Consider the following 17061-nt stretch of genomic DNA (forward strand, 5'->3'; position numbering starts at 1 on the left):
AAGGGCTGGGCGATGACCGAGCAGCATCGCAGGCCGGTTGCCTCGTACAAGACGTACCGGGAAGCCGCACGCGCCGTTGACCACCTCTGTGACCACGGGTTTCCCGTGGAGAGGGCGGCGATCATCGGCCAGGGCCTGCGCCTGGTCGAGCAGGTGATCGGCCGGATGGACTACGGCAGGGCCGCGCTTCACGGAGCGGCGAGCGGTGCGCTCCCCGGTGTCCTGATCGGCTGGCTGTTCGGCCTTGTGAACTGGCTCGACCCCGTCGTCTCCGCCCTGCTCCTCGCCCTGTACGGGCTGGTCTTCGGAGCGATCATCGGCGCGCTGTCCGGCATGCTGCTGCACGCCCTGCAGGGCGGTCGCTGGGATTTCGCCTCGCTCTGCTCGATGCAGCCGAGCCGGTACGAGGTCGTCGTGGACGAGGAGGTCTCCGACGAGGCTGTAGGGCTGATCGGCGGACTGCAGACCACCGGCGGAGGTCCCCACCCCTACCTGAACGAACGCGGTCCGGAGAGTCGACGCAGGCGCCGTATCGGGAGGAGTTCCTCATGGCCAAGGCAGTGGGCATCGACCTGGGCACCACCAACTCGGTGATCGCCGTGTGGGAGGGCGGCGAGCCGTCCGTCGTGCCCAACAGCGAGGGCAACCGCACGACACCGTCCGTGGTGGCCTTCACCGACACCGGGGAACGCCTGGTGGGCCAGCTGGCCCGGCGCCAGGCGATCCTCAACCCCAAGGGCACCATCTACTCGGCCAAGCGGTTCATCGGCCGGCACTTCGACGAGATCTCCGACGAGGCCAGGGCGGTGGCGTACGACGTCGTCGAGGGCGACGGCGGGGCGGCCCGCTTCAAAGTGCGCGACAAGCTCTATGCGCCTGAGGAGATCAGCGCACAGGTGCTGCGCAAACTCGCCGACGACGCCTCCAAGCAACTCGGGGAGCGGGTCACGGAGGCGGTCATCACGGTGCCCGCCTACTTCAACGACGCTCAGCGCACCGCCACCAAGGACGCCGGACGGATCGCGGGACTGGAGGTGCTGCGGATCATCAACGAGCCGACGGCGGCCGCCCTCGCGTACGGCATGGACAAGAAGCAGCACGAGACCGTCCTCGTCTTCGACCTGGGCGGCGGCACCTTCGACGTGAGCATCCTCGACGTCGGCGACGGCGTGGTGGAGGTGCGCTCCACCGCCGGCGACAGTCACCTGGGCGGCGACGACTTCGACCGGCGTCTGGTGGATTACCTCGCGGACGACTTCCAGAAGGAGAACGGCATCGACCTGCGCAAGGACCCGCAGGCGCTGCAACGACTGTTCGAGGCGGCGGAGAAGGCCAAGACCGAGCTCAGTTCGGTGACACAGACGCAGGTCAGCCTGCCGTTCATCACCGCCGACGCCTCGGGCCCCAAGCACCTCACCGACTCGATCATGCGGTCCACGTTCGAGCAGATCACCGGCGACCTGGTCGAGCGTTGCCTGGGACCGGTCCAGCAGGCAATCGCCGACGCCAAGGTCGGCGAGAGCGACATCGACGAGGTCATCCTCGTAGGCGGCTCCACACGTATCCCGGCGGTCCAGACCCTGGTCCGCCGACTGACCGGCGGCAAGGCACCCAACATGAGCGTCAACCCCGATGAGGTCGTGGCCCTGGGCGCCGCGATCCAGGCCGGGGTGCTCAAGGGCGAAGTCAAGGACGTCCTGCTGCTCGACGTCACACCCTTGTCGCTGGGCGTAGAGACGCGCGGCGGAGTGATGACGAAGATCATCGAGCGGAACACCACCATCCCTGTGCGCCGCAGCGAGACCTTCTCCACCGCCGAGGACAACCAGCCGGCCGTCGACGTGGTGGTCCTCCAGGGCGAGCGCGAGCGGGCCGCCGACAACCGGGTGCTCGGCCGGTTCCAGCTCACCGACATCCGGCCGGCGCCGCGGGGCGAACCACAGATCGAGGTCACCTTCGACATCGACGCCAACGGCATCCTCAACGTCAGGGCCCGCGACCGGGACACCGGCAAGGAACAGGGCATCACCATCAGCGAGAGCTCCAACCTGGACCGCAGTGAGGTCGAACGCATGGTCCAGGAGGCCGAGCGCAACCGGGGCCAGGACCAGGCACTCCGCGAGGCCGTCGACGCCCGCAACGAACTCGACGCCGTCGCATACCAGGTCGAGAAGCGCCTCGCCGAACTGGGCGACGCAGCGCCCGCGCACGAGAAGGCACGCGCCGAGATGCTCGTGTCCGACGCCCGGGCGGCGGTCAAGGAAGAGGCGGGCGTGGAGCGCGTGCGGCCCCTGACCTCCGAACTCCAGCAGGTGCTCGCCGGGCTGGCGGCCCATCAGGGCGCCGCCGCCACGGGCGGTCCCGGCCAGGACGCCGCCACCGGCGGTCCCACGAGCGGCGGTGGCGGTGGCGACGATGTCATCGACGCCGAGTTCGACAAGAGCTGAGGCGCGCCATGCCCAGCCACCCCCAGGAACCCGACCGGGCCGGGTCGGATCCGGTCGAACCGGTCCCGGAAGGCGCCGTACGCCCTCCTCGCGGGGACTTGCCGCAACCGGGCCCGCCGCCCCGGCCGGAAGCGGCGAACGACGCACCGGGACCCGACGCCGCCGGCCCCGCGCCTGCCGAGGACGAGTACACGACCGCGATCCAGGAACTGGAGGACCGCTGGCGGCGCGCGCTCGCCGACCTCGACAACCTTCGCAAGCGTCACGCCAGGGAACTCGAGCGCGAACGGGCGGTCGAGCGGTCCCGCACGGCGGCCGCCTTCCTGCCCGTCCTCGACAACCTCGAACTCGCCCTGGCCCACGCAGGGGCCGATCCGGGCGCGATCGTGGAGGGCATCCGGGCCGTACGCGACCAGGCGGTGAACGTCCTCGAACTGCTCGGCTACCCGCGGCGGGCGGAGACCGGCGTCGCCTTCGACCCGGCCCGGCACGAGGTGGTCGGCGTCGTCCAGGACCCCGACGTCGAGCCGGGCACCGTCGTCGAGGTGCTGCGCCCCGGCTACGGGGACGGCGAGCGGCAGCTCAGGCCGGCCGCGGTGACCGTCGCGAAGCGGGAGTGACCGGCGATGGCACGGGACTACTACGAGGTACTGGGCGTGTCGCGGAGCGCGAGCCAGGACGAGATCCAGCAGGCATATCGCAAACTCGCCCGCAGGCACCACCCCGACGTCAACAAGGACCCCGGGGCGGAGGAGCGTTTCAAGGACCTCAACGAGGCATACAGCGTCCTGTCCGATCCCAAGACCCGGGCCCGCTACGACCGCTTTGGCGAGGATTTCCGTAAGATCCCGGAGGACTTCGACGAACGGGTCGCGGCGGGAGCGGGCGGCGGCTTCCGCGGTCGGAGGACCGCAGGCACGGGCGGTCCTCGCGTCCGGTACGCCACCGGCTTCGGCGAGGACTTCGGAGCGGAGGGCATCGACATCGAGGACCTGCTCGGCTCCATGTTCGGAGCCGGCGCCGCCCGAGGCGGCGTCCCCGGAGCGGACCAGGAGGCCGAACTGCCGCTCACCGTCGAGGAGGCGTACCGAGGCGGCCGCCGCACCGTCACGCTCGCCGGTCCCACCGGGCAGCCGCGGCGGTACGAGGTCGACGTGCCGCCGGGCGTCACCGACGGGCAGCGCATCCGGCTGGCGGGCGAGGGCGGCCGGGGCAGTGGTGACGCCCCCGCGGGCGACCTGTACCTGCGGGTGCGTATCCAGCCCAACCCCCGGTTCCGGCTGGACGGCCGCGACGTGCACGTCCAGGTCCCGGTCGCCCCCTGGGAGGCGGCCCTGGGTGCGACCGTGCCGGTGCCCACCCCCGGCGGTGGCACGGCCAAGGTCACGGTGCCCGCGGGCTCGTCCAGCGGCCGGCGGCTGCGGCTGCGTGGCGAGGGCATGCCGAACCCGCGCGGCGCGAACGGCGACCTGTACGCCGAACTTCGCATCATGGTGCCGCCCACCCTCGGCGACCGGGAGCGCGAACTGTTCGAGGAGCTCGCCGCCACCTCCTCGTTCGACCCCAGGAGGACGCGATGAACGACCGACCCGCGGGAGCGGCAGGCATCGGCCGGGCCGGCGTGGGCGACCGTCCGGTACGAACGGGCGCCGACGGCAGCGCCTCGACGGCTGTCCGGTACGCGCTCGTGCCCGCCCCCAGGCTCTCCCTGGACGCCGTGGCCCGTCGCTCGGGCCTCCACCCCGATCTGATCCGCCGGTTCGTCGCCCTCGGCCTGGTCGACGCCGAACGCGACGCCGCGGGGCGCCTGGTGTTCGACCCCACGGCCCCGGCGGTCCTTGCCCGCGTCCAGCGGCTGCGCTCCGGACTCTGCCTCAACTACGCATCCATCGGCCTGGTGCTCGACCTGCTCGACCGCATCAGCCTGCTCGAAGCCGCCATGCGCGGCCGCGGCATGAGGAGTGAAACACACCCATGGACATGAACCGTCTCACCCAGAAGTCCCAGGAAGCCCTCCAGGAGGCCCAGACCGCGGCCGTCCGCATGGGGCACACCGAGGTCGACGGGGAACACCTGCTGCTCGCACTTCTCGATCAGGAGGACGGTCTGATCCCGGGGTTGCTGCAACAGGCGGGCACCGAGCCGAAGGAACTGCGTGCGGCCGTGCGCGAGGAGCTCTCCCGCCGTCCGAAGGTCACCGGCCCCGGCGCGGCACCCGGCCAGGTCTTCGTCACTCAGCGCCTCGCCCGCCTGCTCGATGCCGCCGAACGGGAGGCCAAACGCCTCAAGGACGAGTACGTGTCCGTGGAGCACCTCCTGCTTGCCCTGGCTGAGGAGGGCTCTTCAACCGCCGCGGGGCGACTGCTCAAACAGGCCGGCATCACCAGGGACTCGTTCCTGAGCGCGCTCACCCAGGTCCGCGGCAACCAGCGCGTCACCTCCGCCAACCCCGAAGTGGCCTACGAGGCTCTGGAGAAGTACGGCCGCGACCTGGTCCTCGAGGCTCGGTCCGGGCGGCTGGACCCGGTCATCGGCCGTGACGCGGAGATCCGCCGCGTCACCCAGATCCTCAGCCGCAAGACCAAGAACAACCCCGTCCTCATCGGCGACCCCGGCGTCGGCAAGACCGCCATCATCGAGGGCCTCGCCCAGCGCATCGTACGCGGCGATGTCCCCGAGGGCCTGCGCGACAAGACGGTGTTCGCCCTCGACATGGGTTCCCTGGTCGCCGGCGCCAAGTACCGCGGCGAGTTCGAGGAACGCCTCAAGGCCGTGCTGTCTGAGGTGAAGGCCGCCCAAGGGCGCATCCTGCTCTTCGTCGACGAACTCCACACGGTCGTCGGCGCAGGCGCCGCCGAAGGGGCCATGGACGCGGGCAACATGCTCAAGCCGATGCTCGCCCGCGGCGAACTCCACATGATCGGCGCCACCACCCTCGACGAGTACCGCAAGCACATCGAGAAGGACGCCGCCCTCGAACGCCGCTTCCAGCAGGTCCTGGTCGACGAGCCCAGCGTGGAGGACGCCATCTCCATCCTGCGCGGACTGCGCGAACGCCTCGAGGTCTTCCACGGCGTGAAGATCCAGGACACCGCGCTGGTCTCCGCGGCCACCCTCAGCCACCGCTACATCACCGACCGGTTCCTGCCCGACAAGGCCATCGACCTCGTCGACGAGGCGTGCGCCCGGCTGCGTACCGAGATCGACTCGATGCCCGCCGAACTCGACGAGATCACCCGCCGCGTCACCCGCCTGGAGATCGAGGAGGCGGCCCTGTCCAAGGAGACCGACCCCGCCAGCAAAACACGCCTGGAGGAGCTGCGCAGGGAACTGGCCGACCTGCGCGGCGAGGCCGACGCCAAACACGCCCAGTGGGAGGCCGAACGGCAGGCGATCCGCCGCGTGCAGGAACTGCGCCAGGAACTGGAGCAGGTCCGCCACGAGGCAGAGGAGGCCGAACGCGCCTACGACCTCAACCGCGCCGCCGAACTCCGCTACGGCCGACTCCAGGACCTGGAGCGCCGACTCGCCGCAGAAGAGGAGCAACTGGCCGCCAAACAAGGGCAGAACCGGTTGCTGCGCGAGGTCGTCACCGAGGAGGAGATCGCCGAGATCGTCGCCGCCTGGACCGGCATCCCAGTCGCCCGCCTCCAGGAGGGCGAACGCGAGAAACTGCTGCGCCTCGACGAGATCCTGCGCGAGCGCGTCATCGGCCAGGACGAAGCCGTCAAACTCGTCACCGACGCCATCATCCGCGCCCGCTCCGGCATCCGCGACCCTCGCCGCCCCATCGGCTCGTTCATCTTCCTCGGCCCCACCGGCGTCGGGAAGACCGAGCTGGCCAAGACCCTCGCCCGGACTCTGTTCGACTCCGAGGAGAACATGGTCCGCCTCGACATGAGCGAGTACCAGGAGCGGCACACCGTCAGCCGGCTCATGGGCGCACCGCCCGGATACGTCGGCTACGAGGAAGGCGGCCAGCTCACCGAGGCCGTACGCCGCAAGCCGTACTCGGTCGTGCTGTTCGACGAGATCGAGAAGGCGCACACCGATGTCTTCAACACCCTGCTGCAGATCCTCGACGACGGCCGCATCACCGACGCCCAGGGCCGCACCGTCGACTTCCGCAACACCGTGATCATCATGACGTCCAACATCGGCTCCGAGCACCTCCTCGACGGGGCCACCGCCGAAGGTGAGATCAAGCCCGACGCCCGCGCCCTGGTGATGGGCGAGCTGCGCGGGCACTTCCGCCCGGAGTTCCTCAACCGCGTCGACGACATCGTGCTGTTCAAACCGCTCGGCGAGCGGCAGATCGAGCGGATCGTGGAGCTGCAGTTCGACGAACTGCGGCAGCGGCTCGCCGAACGCCGCATCACCGTCGAACTCACCGCCGCTGCCCGGGAAGTGATCGCCCACCAAGGCTACGACCCGGTGTACGGGGCCCGGCCGCTGCGGCGTTACATCTCCCACGAGGTCGAGACACTGGTCGGACGCGCCCTGCTGCGCGGCGACGTTCAGGACGGCGCGACGGTCCGCGTCGACGCCGAACACGCAGAGCTGGTGGTCACCTACGACCAGCCCGAGGACGTGAAGGGAGCGCGGGCGGCATGAGCACGATGCAGGCGACAACCGTCAGTTGTCCGAACTGCGGGCGCGCCAACCGGGTACCCGTGGCCGCCGAGGGCCGCCCCAGGTGCGGCCACTGCAAGCAGCCCCTACCGTGGATGGCCGACGCGGGCGACGACGACTTCACCGAGGTCGTCGAGCAGGCCACCGTGCCCGTCGTCGTCGACCTGTGGGCCACCTGGTGCGGCCCCTGCCGCATGGTGAGCCCCACGCTGGAGAAGGTCGCCGCCGATCTCGCGGGAACGATCAAGTTGGTCAAGGTCGACATCGACAAGAACCCGCGCGTGGCGCGGCGGTTCGAGGTCCAGGCGGTACCGACGCTGCTGGTCCTCGACAAAGGACAGACCATCGCCCGGCAGGCGGGTGCCGCACCTGCCCCTGCCCTGCGGCGGTGGGTGGAGCAGTCGATCGCGGGCCGCGAACCGGCCGGGAAAGGGTGATCGGCCATGACCGTACGGACCGACCCCCACCTCGCCCTCGTACGCCCCGTCACCCCGCGCGCCCCGGGGTGCGAGGAGTGCCTGGCCACGCGTTCCCCCTGGGTCCACCTCAGGCTCTGCCTGACCTGCGGCCACGTCGGCTGCTGCGATTCCTCGCCGAACCGGCACGCCCGCCGTCACGCCGCCGCCGACGGCCATCCGATCGTGGCGTCGCTGGAGCCCGGCGAGGACTGGCGGTGGTGCTTCGTCCACGAGGCGTTCGTGTGATGCCCGGCGACGAGACGCTGCCGGGCGCAGTGCCGGTGCCGGACGAGGTGGAGGAGAGCGTCCCCTTTGAGACCCCCGACATCTACGGCGCCTATCCCCGTCTGTCGGACGACCAGATGGCCCGCCTGGCGCAGCATGGCCGGAGGCGCGTGGTTGATGCCGGTGACGTGCTGATCCGGGAGGGGGAGCGGTGCGAGACGTTCTACGTCGTCCTCAGTGGCTCGGTCGCCATCGTCGAGGGCTACGGCACACCCGGTGAACGCCTGCTGCGTGTGCACGGCCCTGGCCGCTTCATCGGCGAACTCGGCCTCCTGAACGGACAGGTGGCCTTCTACACCGCCGTGGTCAGGGACCCCGGCGAGATCCTCGCCCTGTCCATGGATCAGCTGCGTGACCTGGTGACCCGGGACTCCATCCTTGGTGATGTGGTGCTGCGCGCCTGCCTGGGCCGCCGTGCCCTGCTCGTCGGGCAGGGCGCCGGTTTCCGCATCATCGGCTCGCGCTACTCGCCCGACACCCGGCGGCTGCGCGAGTTCGCCGCCCGCAACCGGCTGCCGCACCGCTGGATCGATCTGGAGACGGATGAGGAGGCCGAGGCGCTGCTGCGCCGCTTCGCGGTCGGTCCGGAGCAGACGCCGCTGGTGATCTGGCGGGACACGACCTTGCTGCGCAATCCGAGCAACGCCGAACTGGCCCGGTTCATCGGCCTGCCGCCCCTGCAATCGGGCAACGGCCGCGGCGATCTCCTCATCGTCGGCTCCGGCCCGGCCGGTCTCGCCGCCGCGGTGAACGCCGCCTCGGAGGGCCTCGGCACGACCGTGGTCGAGGCGCTGGCCACCGGCGGCCAGGCCGGGACGTCGTCCCGCATCGACAACTGTTTCGGCTTCCCCTCCGGCATCTCCGGCGCCGAACTCACCGAGCGCGCTGTGCTCCAGGCGGGCAAGTTCGGCGCCCGGATCAGCGTCCCGGCGGAGGCGGCCCGGCTCGAACGGCGGGACGGCCACTACGCCGTCGGGTTCGCTGACGGCAGCGAGATCACCGCCCGTACCGTCGTCCTGGCCACCGGCGCCCGCTACCGCCGCCTCCATGTGCCCGGCATCGAGCCGTTGGAGGGCGCGAGCGTCCACTACTCGGCGACCGTCTACGAGGCCCAGCAGTGCCGTACCGAACCGGTGGCGGTGGTCGGCGGCGGCAACTCAGCGGGCCAGGCCGTGCTCTTCCTGGCCGGGTACGCACCGCAGGTGTATCTGCTCGTCCGTGGGCCGAGCCTCGAGGCGCACATGTCCCGCTACCTGATCGATCAGATCGAGCGCCACCCGCGGGTGCGCGTGCTGCTGCACACCGAGATGACCGAGGCACTCGGCGACAAGGCGCTGGAGGCGGTCACCGTGGTCGACCACCGTACGGGCGAGCACCGCCACCTCGCGGTGCGGGCCCTGTTCGTCTTCACCGGCGCAGACCCTCACACCGAGTGGCTGTCCGGCGCGCTCGCCCTCGACGCGCGCGGCTACGTGCTCACCGGCGCGGAGGCGCAAGCGTGCTCCGTTCCCGAACTGTGGCAGAGCCAGGGTCGCGACTGCCTGACGTTGGAGACCAGCCTGCCTGGCGTCTTCGCCGCCGGCGACGTCCGCAGCGGCTCGGTGAAGCGCGTGGCCTCCGCGGTAGGCGAAGGCGCGATGAGCATCCACTTCGTCCACCGCTACCTGGGCCACACGCCGGCGCCCGGCGGCACCGACAGCTCACCGCACACCCGTCCGAAGGAGTCCGCTTGGCTCGCATGACACCCAGCGGGCGACGAGATCACGAGAAGGAGAAGGAGGCGATGGGAATGACCACGCCCGTCCGGCGCCACCGCGGTGGCGCAATGTAGGACAGGCCCCTTGGCTGGGCACGCAATCCGCTGACGGAGTTCGACCAACTGGTCAGCGAGATGAGCAGACTGATCGAATCCACGGTGGGAGGCGATGCGCCCGCAGTCGCGTGGACACCACTGCGAACTCCCCGGCGTCAAGAGCAAGGACATCAACGTCGAAGCTAACGGCCAGGAGCTGGTGGTCACCGGAGAGATCAAGGAGAAGGAACGCAAAGGCGTCCTGCGCCGGAGCAAGTACCGGCTGCGGCTGCCTGGAGAGGTCGACACCGAAAAGATCAATGCGCAGTGTCGGACGGAGTGCTCACCATCACCGTCCCCAAGGCCGAGGTCGCAAGGCCCCGGCACATCGCAGCCGTCCTCGCCATCCTGCTGATACGCGGCTCCCTGACGACATGGTGGTTCTTCCTGCTGGTCTCGCTCACCTTCTTCGTGGCGTCCGCGGGAGCGAGCTCGGCCTACCTGACGGTGAGCGAGGTCTTCCCCATGGAGACCCGAGCCGTGTCCAGGCCGTGGGGGATCTCAACCCGGCGCAATGCCGCAAGAGCGTCGTGGACCGGTTCCAGTCGGACGCCATGGCGGCCAGCTACGAGGCGGTGTATCTGCGGCTGGCCACCACAGAACCCAAGCCTCCGGCAGCATCCGCCGATAAGCAGGGCGCCGCTGCGGCCAAGGACCTGCAGCCCGTGGCCTGAGGCCCCTGCCTGCTCGGGTATGGCGCTGCAGATGTGCGGCGCCGTACCCGCCGCTTCCCGGAGACTGAGCTACGCTCGGCATCCACCGACGTCAGCGTCTGCGTCTTCGGAGTACCGGCGCCACGGCTGCGCTCTCCGGCTCTTGCGGTCACGGATCAGGGGGCTGCCACTCGAACATCAAGATCGTGGCGTCGTCGCTGAGTTTGTTGTGCCGATGCTCGAGGATGGCATGGATGAGCAGGCGCAGCACTTCCGGGGCGCTCTGCCCCGCTGCGGTCGACCGGATGATGTAGTCGGTGAAGCGCTCCAGGCCGAACTCTTCGCCTGCATCATCGCGTGACTCCACGACGCCGTCTGAGTAGAGCAGTATTCGGTCACCGGGTTCGAGGCTGACGTCGTGCACTTGTCGGGCGGTCCCGGCGAGACTGGCGGGCAGACCCAAAGGAGGCTCAGGTGGCCGCTCCAAGACCTTATGGAGCAGGCGGTGGCGACGGATGAGCAACGGAGGCGGGTGGCCGCAGTTGCACCAGCGCAGCACACCGGTGGGCATGTGCAACTGGGTGAAGACACCCGTGCAGAACTGCTCCGGAAGCCACTTCGCCAGCGCCTCGTCCACGGTGCCCACGAGTTCGTGCAGGTCTGCCCCGCTGCGCCGGGCGTTACGGCAGCCTGCCATGGCGACAGAGGTGGCAAGTCCGGACGCCAGGTTGTGCCCCATGCCGTCAAGGATTGTGGCGTGCAGAACGTCCTCGGTGAACGCGTGGTCGAAAGCATCGCCGCCCAGTTCGTACGCAGGCTCCAGAACCGCCGTCGAAACGACCCGCCCGGTGCCGATCGATCGGGGAGGGAGAAAAGCCCTCACCATCTCCGTGGGCAGGTGCATCGGCCGGGTACGCATGCGCTGCGCGATGGTGTCGCTGTAGGTGCGCTTGGATGTGATGATCAGTGCGAGGAGCAGCGCCGTCGTTCGACAGCGCCGTAGCTTGAGCCCGTCCAGGGTACTCATGTTCAGCTCCACGACGCCCAGCCGCTCCGCCCCGTCGGTCAGGGGTAGCCATACGTTCAGCCCGCCGGAGGGGCCTTCTTCCACTCGGAGAGAGTCGGTGCGGTAGGCCCATCCGGCCAGCGAAGTGTCGAGCTCCAGTTCCGGCTCGCCTTCGACCAGCGGCACCAGCAGTCTTTGCTGGATGTCGACCAGATAGATAACGGCCCTGCCCAGACCCATGGCCTCGGCATACCGGTCCAGGACCACGGGCAGTTCCGCAGGTGATGCCAGCTGGGCTGCTCTGACCAGTTCCTCCAGCAGCCGCTCCCCGGACCCGACGGACACGTTCCTGTCCATGCCTTCGATGATCCCTGTGAGGTCGAGCCGCCACAATCTGAGCTCTCCGAACCCGAGTGGGCCGATCAGCCTGGGGTGCTGGGGCTTGCCCTTGCGGATTGGTCGGGCTTCGGGATCGGATTACGACACCAGCCGGTCGGGATCGTGCGGATCCCCGCAAGCCGCACAGCGGTCTGCTCCAGCAGCCGGCAGGTGCCCGCCGCGGTCTCGGCCAGCTCGCCGACCAGGTGCGTGAGCCGCCCCAAGGATTGTTTGCCCAGCGCGCGTCGGGCGTTGCGCTCCACCGCAGGACGAGTTCGACGTGGACGAGGCCCTGCAGCGGCCAGCAGGATCGTTGCGGCAGCCGAGGAAGCAGAGTGCGCTGACGCTGTGTGGCCGTGGCCTGCACCGCCTGGTCCGGTCTCCACTCACAGCAGGAGGTCGAAGACGGCTCGGGCGTCGTCCCAGTGCTGAGTCTGGGGGTTCTTCAGGTCGGGGTGGAGGATCTTGAAGCTCTGGGCAAGGGCCAGGCTGAGTCCGCCGATGATGTCCGGATAGGCCGCCTCGGTCTCCTCGTCGGGCGTGCGGTCAAGAGCGGGGTGGGTGGCGAGCTGTTCTAGGATCGGCTTGAGTTCTACTTCCTGGTCGATCTTCTGGAAGTGGTGAATGCTCTCCTGCAGGCCTTTCGTGATCGGTAGGTCACAGGTCCGGATGATGTCGCGCCCGTTGGCCTTGGCAGTGGCCTGGGCGACGGTCAGCAGATCGTAGAGCTTGGCGTCGACGAAGTCGCTGTAGCGTTTGAGATCGTTCTTGTCGACGTCCAGCCCCGCGGCCGCGCGGAAGAACCTTTCGAACCTGGCGATGGACATCACGGTCATGACGGCAACCTCCGGCTGCGGGCGCCGGGGTGGCTCCCGGCCCCTGGGCTTCCCATTCAGCCTGGCCGACGGGACGCGGGAACGCATGCGCATGTCGGGCCCAATTAGCCTCGCTGTATTGCCCTGCCAGGCCCAGGTGTTCGACTGCCCGGGTAGTCGGACGGGCGTGCGGATCGACAGCAGGGTGAACACCGCGTCGCGGAGCGGCCCCACGTAAAGGGTGACCCTCCAGATGTCGCTGCTGATGAGGCCGAACGCCGCGGTGGCGAACACGCCAGGGAGGCGCTCGGGAGAGGCCGGTGAACAGCAGCCAGGGCCGGTTGACGCGGACCAGCCTGCCTAGCAGCCGCAACCGATCGCGGACGCCGGGCAGGACGTAGTGCTGTGCCTCGCTGGTGTACTGGATCCTGCCGGGTGGCAGGGCGTTGCCGGACTCCGGGATCAGCGCTCCGATCACGCCGAGGGCCGCTCCCCTCACCGGGTGGGCGAGGCGCATCAGGCTGAGCAGGCAGCGACAGCAGCGCGATGTGCTCCGGCGGGCTGATCATGGCGATGACGGGGCGGGTGTTGTCCCGGTAGGGCAGGTCCGTCACTCTTCTTCAGTCGCTTCGCGACCTCCGTCGGCCATCCCGGATCGGCCACGAGGACGGCGTCGAGCCGCGGCCGCTGGGGGTGGACAGGTGGCGCTGGGGGTGTGGTCATCGATTGCCCTGTACGCGAGGGTGCCGGTTTGTGGGTGTAGGTCGGCCCGGGGTCGCGCGGCCGACGCGACCCGGCAGGGCGTTCCGGCTAGGCTCGCATCCGTGACGTGGCTGCGGGCCTTCGGGGAGGTCGTGCGATCCGGGCTCACGATCGAGGAGGCGCGGCTGGAGCCCCTGCTCGCGCTGCGCACGGCCGCTGGGGTGGCAATCGTCATCGGGCCGGCGCTGTGGCTGGTCTCCCCTGCGTATGCCGCGTCCGCCGCCCTCGGTGCCTACTCCGCGGGTGGGGCCACCTTCCAGCGCACCTGGCGTCCACGCAAGGTGATCGCGCTCGGCGCGGGCGCGGGTTTGGCGCTCAGCACCTTCGTGGGTTACCTGGCGGCGGGGCGACTCGTGACGTTCCTCCCACTGCTGGCCGTATGGGCCTTTGTGGCGGGGATGGCGTGGGCCGTCGGATCGACCGCTGGGATCGTCGCAGCGACGACGATCGGCAGCATGCTGGTGACCATCACCCTGCCCACGAGCGTCGGGCGAGCCCTGGAGCACGCAGGGGTCATCGCGCTCGGAGGCGTGGTGCAGGCCGTGCTGATCTTGCTGTTCCCGATCCGCCGTTGGGGGGCGCATCGTGACGCGCTCGCCGACGCCCTGGCCGCCGTGGCGGACTACGCCCGCCGGCTGCGGCACGACCCGGCGGCCCCGTTCGACCCGGAGCCGTTGATGACGGCTCGGGACGCGGCCGCCGTGACGCCATCACAGGCCCGCACCCGTCCCCCCGTCCTGCACGGCCCCCGGGGACTCGCCGAGCGCATTCGGCCGGTCGTCGCCGCGCTCGCCGACCCGGACATCGGCGCCCCGGCGGAGGGACCCGGGCGGGACCGCGCGCGGGAGTTGCTCGACACGGCCGCCGACGTCCTGGATGCGGCCGCCCGTTCGATCCGCCGCGGCACTCCCGCCGAGGTGCCGCCCAGGAGCACGGACGTCCTGCGCGTCGACGAGGAGCACGAAGTGCTGGAGGGGCCCGCGCGGCAGGCCGCCGAGCGGCTCGTGGAACTGCTCGGCGAGGCGTTGGAGATCGCCGGGAGCGGCGGCGCGCGCGGGAGGACGCCCACGCCGCCCGGCCCCGCGGGCGCCCAGTTCCTGGTGCGCCCGACTATGTTCCGGCTGGTCCCGGTCGTCGTCCGGGCGGTCCGCCGTGAGCTCCGTGGGGACTCGCCCGTGTTCCGGCACGCCGTCCGCTTGGCGGCGGTGGCCACGCTGGGCTATCTGATCGCCGCCCGGCTCCCCCTGGGCCACGGCTACTGGGCGCCCATCGCCTCGGTGATGGTGATGCGGCCGGACTTCCACCGGACGTACGCGCGTGCGGTGGCCCGTCTCGCCGGGACCCTGGCGGGGGTCGCGCTCGCCACTGGGATGGTGCGGGCCCTGGGCCCGGACGCCCATGTGTTCGGTGCGCTGGCGGTGGTCTCGGCGGGCCTGTCGTACACGCTGATCCGTACCGGCTACGCCTACTCCCAGTGCTTCACTGCCGCGTACGTCGTCTTCCTGCTCGGCATGGGCGGCCAGGCATGGGAGCAGACGGTCCCGGAGCGGGTGGTGCTCACCCTGCTCGGCGGGGCCCTGGCAATGCTGGCGTACGTGGTGTTCCCCGCATGGGAGACGCACCGGCTGCCGGGCCGGCTTGCGGACTGGCTCGCCGCCAGCGGCCGCTACGCGGCCGCGGTGCTCCGCAGCTACGCCGAACCGACCCGGGAGCATCGCGCCGACATGCGCAGGGCACTGCTGGCGAGCAGGGAGGCACGTGCCGCCTGGCAGGAGGCATACGACCGGGCAAGGCAGGAACCGGTCCGCCCCAGGGGTCTGACGTCGCGCGAGGCAGAGGAGGCGCAGGAGGCGCTCAAGGGTTTCGGCCGGGCGGCGATGCTCATGGAGAGCCATGTCCCGCGGGCCGACAGCCGTTTCGTCCCCGAGGCGGAGCGGTTCGCCGAGGCCCTGGAGGCGGACACCGCGCAGGCGGCAGTCGACGTGCGCGAGCACAGGAATCCGGACTGGGGGCGCGTGGAGGAGGCGCTCCACGCGTGGGAGGGCTCCGGGGACCGGAGCCCGGTGGTGCGGCGCGGGGCGGAACTGCAGAAGCGGGCCTTGGAGGACCTCGCGACGGCCGTGAGCCGCACACCTCTGGAACGGGACGTCGGCTCTGCTCGCGAGGAGCAGCGGGTGCGGGCGGCCATGGCGGGGGAAGGTACGGATCAGGACCCGCGCCCCGGGGTGGGTGACGGCGACGGGGAGCGCTGCGCCTCCTGGAGCGGGAAGTAGTCTCCCGGCCGCGTCGAGCGCCGCCACACGTACGCCGCTGTCGCCATCACGAGGATCAGCCCTGCCAGGATGAGCAGTTCGATCCCCTCGACGTTCCACCGGAAGGACTTCTCCGCCTCGGCCGTCACGATGAGCACCTTGCGGATGCCGGCAATTAGGCCGACGACGAGGAACGGCTCCGCGTCGAGGGTCTGGTTCCTGATGGTGAGGCGGACGGTGTGGAGCAGCTCGGCCACGATGAACAGCACAAGGCCGTTGTCTAAGGCGGAGAGAACGACCGTCTCCTCGCGGTACGGCCCCTGGATCGACCTGATGACGTCGTGGACGACCCCGACGGTCAGGAGCCCCGCGAGCAGTACGAGGAGCGCCGCGACGACGAGGTGGATGCCGTCCTCGATGAGCTGCAGGAGGCCCTGTACCCGGCCGCCCTCGATCTTCGGGAGAATGGGTCGCACAGTCAGCATGCTAGGGGTTCCTCGGCCCGCAGGCGCGGCGTGCTGCCGTGTGGGTGGACGAGCGGATCCCTCCCTGTGGTGGCGGCCTGGGGGAAGCGGCGAGGCGCGACATCACCGGCCTACCCGGCGGCAGGACGAGAGTGCATGAGGCAGCCCGACGCGTCAGCACCGCCGTCTCCAGCGGATCCGCTGGCTGCACACTCCCATCCGCACGGCCACCGCAGGCTTACGCCGAAAGCAGCGCTGGGCGTCGCCGCCGTGGTCCTGTTCGCTTCTGCCGCCGCCATCGGAGCATCGCTGAACTCAGGTAACGACGGCCCGTCGGCGCCTACGTCGCCGACGCCGACGACCTTCACATCCGTACCTGTCAGCGAGCCCCCGGCGACTGCGGCGCCGTCCACCACGGCACCGCCGACGGAAGGCCACAAGGACAGCGAGGATCACGATGGCAAGGGCAAGCACGGCAAGGGGAAGGGATCCGACTGAGCCGCCGTCGGAGGCCCGAAGTCGCCCGACCACATCGAATCCCGCACCAAGCGACCGTGACGGGCGACCGTCACTTCGGGCCCATGAGTCCGGGCGCCCCGCCCCTTCCCGAAGGGCTTCTCCTGGAGGTGCCGTCAACGCCAGACGTTATAAGCGTTCGGAGGTGATCTGTACCCCTTCTGTCGGCGCGTCTGCGCTTGAGGAAGAAGGGGCTCACGGGGCTCAGACATCCATCAGCAGCAGCCGGTCTCGGCGGTGCCGGAGCGGATCTGCTCGATGAGGGGGCGTTCGACGCCGTAGGCGACGGGCAGGACGCGGGCGCCGGCGCCGACGCCAGCGAAGAAGTGGATTTGGTTGCAGAAGGACGCACGGACCGTGGTCGGTGCGTCGGGGGTGACGATGGAGACCACGGCGGTGGCTGGATTCACGTTCGTGTTCCGTTGGGTGTCGCGGTGAGGCGGACCGGTCCCCGGTGGCCCGGCATGGGGAGGTGACCTGGGCGGTGTGGCCGAGGACGGCGGGGAACCCCGGCCGGGGTCGCCTTGCGCCAGACCAGATG

At 70.2% G+C, this 17061-nt stretch carries 14 protein-coding genes and 3 pseudogenes; 12 read left to right on the forward strand and 5 right to left on the reverse strand.

Annotated elements, in window-relative coordinates; all coding sequences use genetic code 11:
- Positions 1 to 12: 12 nt before the first annotated feature.
- The 11 genes and pseudogenes from ABZ656_RS20915 to ABZ656_RS20965 all read left to right on the forward strand — a co-directional run bounded on the left by ABZ656_RS20915 (position 13) and on the right by ABZ656_RS20965 (position 10348).
- Positions 13 to 594: a general stress protein gene (locus ABZ656_RS20915; RefSeq protein WP_360269717.1), complete on the forward strand. Its 582-nt coding sequence runs from the start codon at positions 13 to 15 to the stop codon at positions 592 to 594.
- Positions 549 to 2447, forward strand: coding sequence for a molecular chaperone DnaK (gene dnaK, locus ABZ656_RS20920; protein ID WP_360269719.1), 1899 nt, complete (start codon positions 549 to 551; stop codon positions 2445 to 2447). Before ABZ656_RS20915 ends, dnaK begins: the two co-directional genes overlap by 46 nt.
- An 8-nt stretch (positions 2448 to 2455) precedes the next feature.
- Complete coding sequence (locus ABZ656_RS20925) at positions 2456 to 3067, forward strand: nucleotide exchange factor GrpE (RefSeq protein WP_360269721.1); 612 nt, start codon at positions 2456 to 2458, stop codon at positions 3065 to 3067.
- Positions 3068 to 3073: 6 nt separating this feature from the next.
- Positions 3074 to 4027 carry a J domain-containing protein gene (locus tag ABZ656_RS20930; protein WP_360269723.1) on the forward strand — a complete coding sequence of 318 codons (954 nt, stop codon included), beginning with the start codon at positions 3074 to 3076 and terminating at the stop codon, positions 4025 to 4027.
- Positions 4024 to 4431, forward strand: a complete 408-nt coding sequence (locus ABZ656_RS20935) for a chaperone modulator CbpM (RefSeq protein ID WP_360269725.1) — start codon at positions 4024 to 4026, stop codon at positions 4429 to 4431. Before ABZ656_RS20930 ends, ABZ656_RS20935 begins: the two co-directional genes overlap by 4 nt.
- A complete protein-coding gene (gene clpB, locus ABZ656_RS20940; RefSeq protein WP_360269727.1) occupies positions 4422 to 7061 on the forward strand; it encodes an ATP-dependent chaperone ClpB in 2640 nt (879 codons plus the stop codon). The genes ABZ656_RS20935 and clpB overlap by 10 nt, the downstream gene beginning before the upstream one ends.
- Positions 7058 to 7516 carry a thioredoxin gene (gene trxA, locus ABZ656_RS20945; RefSeq protein WP_360269729.1) on the forward strand — a complete coding sequence of 153 codons (459 nt, stop codon included), beginning with the start codon at positions 7058 to 7060 and terminating at the stop codon, positions 7514 to 7516. Before clpB ends, trxA begins: the two co-directional genes overlap by 4 nt.
- A 6-nt stretch (positions 7517 to 7522) precedes the next feature.
- Positions 7523 to 7783, forward strand: coding sequence for a UBP-type zinc finger domain-containing protein (locus tag ABZ656_RS20950; protein WP_075033266.1), 261 nt, complete (start codon positions 7523 to 7525; stop codon positions 7781 to 7783).
- On the forward strand, positions 7783 to 9564 hold the full coding sequence (locus ABZ656_RS20955) for an FAD-dependent oxidoreductase (RefSeq protein ID WP_360269732.1): 1782 nt from the start codon (positions 7783 to 7785) through the stop codon (positions 9562 to 9564). The genes ABZ656_RS20950 and ABZ656_RS20955 overlap by 1 nt, the downstream gene beginning before the upstream one ends.
- Before the next feature lie 119 nt (positions 9565 to 9683).
- Positions 9684 to 10004 (forward strand): annotated as a pseudogene (locus ABZ656_RS20960) (Hsp20/alpha crystallin family protein); the annotation flags it as partial.
- A 161-nt stretch (positions 10005 to 10165) separates the two neighbouring features.
- The gene (locus ABZ656_RS20965; protein ID WP_360269744.1) at positions 10166 to 10348 is read left to right on the forward strand and encodes a hypothetical protein; all 183 of its coding nucleotides are present in this window, start codon (positions 10166 to 10168) and stop codon (positions 10346 to 10348) included.
- 148 nt (positions 10349 to 10496) lie between these two features.
- On the opposite strand, the gene ABZ656_RS20970 is transcribed toward ABZ656_RS20965, so the two are convergent.
- From ABZ656_RS20970 to ABZ656_RS20980, 3 genes and pseudogenes are all read right to left on the reverse strand, one after another.
- Complete coding sequence (locus tag ABZ656_RS20970; protein ID WP_360269734.1) at positions 10497 to 11690, reverse strand: PP2C family protein-serine/threonine phosphatase; 1194 nt, start codon at positions 11688 to 11690, stop codon at positions 10497 to 10499.
- Between the two features lie 123 nt (positions 11691 to 11813).
- Positions 11814 to 11977: pseudogene (locus tag ABZ656_RS20975) on the reverse strand (ISNCY family transposase); the annotation flags it as partial.
- A 120-nt stretch (positions 11978 to 12097) separates the two neighbouring features.
- Positions 12098 to 12820, reverse strand: coding sequence for a DUF1931 family protein (locus ABZ656_RS20980; RefSeq protein ID WP_360269736.1), 723 nt, complete (start codon positions 12818 to 12820; stop codon positions 12098 to 12100).
- 530 nt (positions 12821 to 13350) lie between these two features.
- On the opposite strand from ABZ656_RS20980, the gene ABZ656_RS20985 reads away from it, so the two are divergent.
- Positions 13351 to 15561, forward strand: a complete 2211-nt coding sequence (locus ABZ656_RS20985) for an FUSC family protein (RefSeq protein WP_360269738.1) — start codon at positions 13351 to 13353, stop codon at positions 15559 to 15561.
- Here ABZ656_RS20985 and ABZ656_RS20990 read toward each other — a convergent pair.
- Together ABZ656_RS20990 and merB are read right to left on the reverse strand one after the other, a co-directional pair.
- On the reverse strand, positions 15495 to 16025 hold the full coding sequence (locus tag ABZ656_RS20990) for a phosphate-starvation-inducible PsiE family protein (RefSeq protein ID WP_360269740.1): 531 nt from the start codon (positions 16023 to 16025) through the stop codon (positions 15495 to 15497). The genes ABZ656_RS20985 and ABZ656_RS20990 overlap by 67 nt on opposite strands.
- Positions 16026 to 16735: 710 nt before the next feature.
- Positions 16736 to 17061, reverse strand: a pseudogene (gene merB / locus ABZ656_RS20995) (organomercurial lyase); the annotation flags it as partial.

Origin of the sequence: Streptomyces sp. NPDC007095 (genome assembly GCF_040634475.1) — a bacterium.
Taxonomy (GTDB): Bacteria; Actinomycetota; Actinomycetes; order Streptomycetales; family Streptomycetaceae; genus Streptomyces.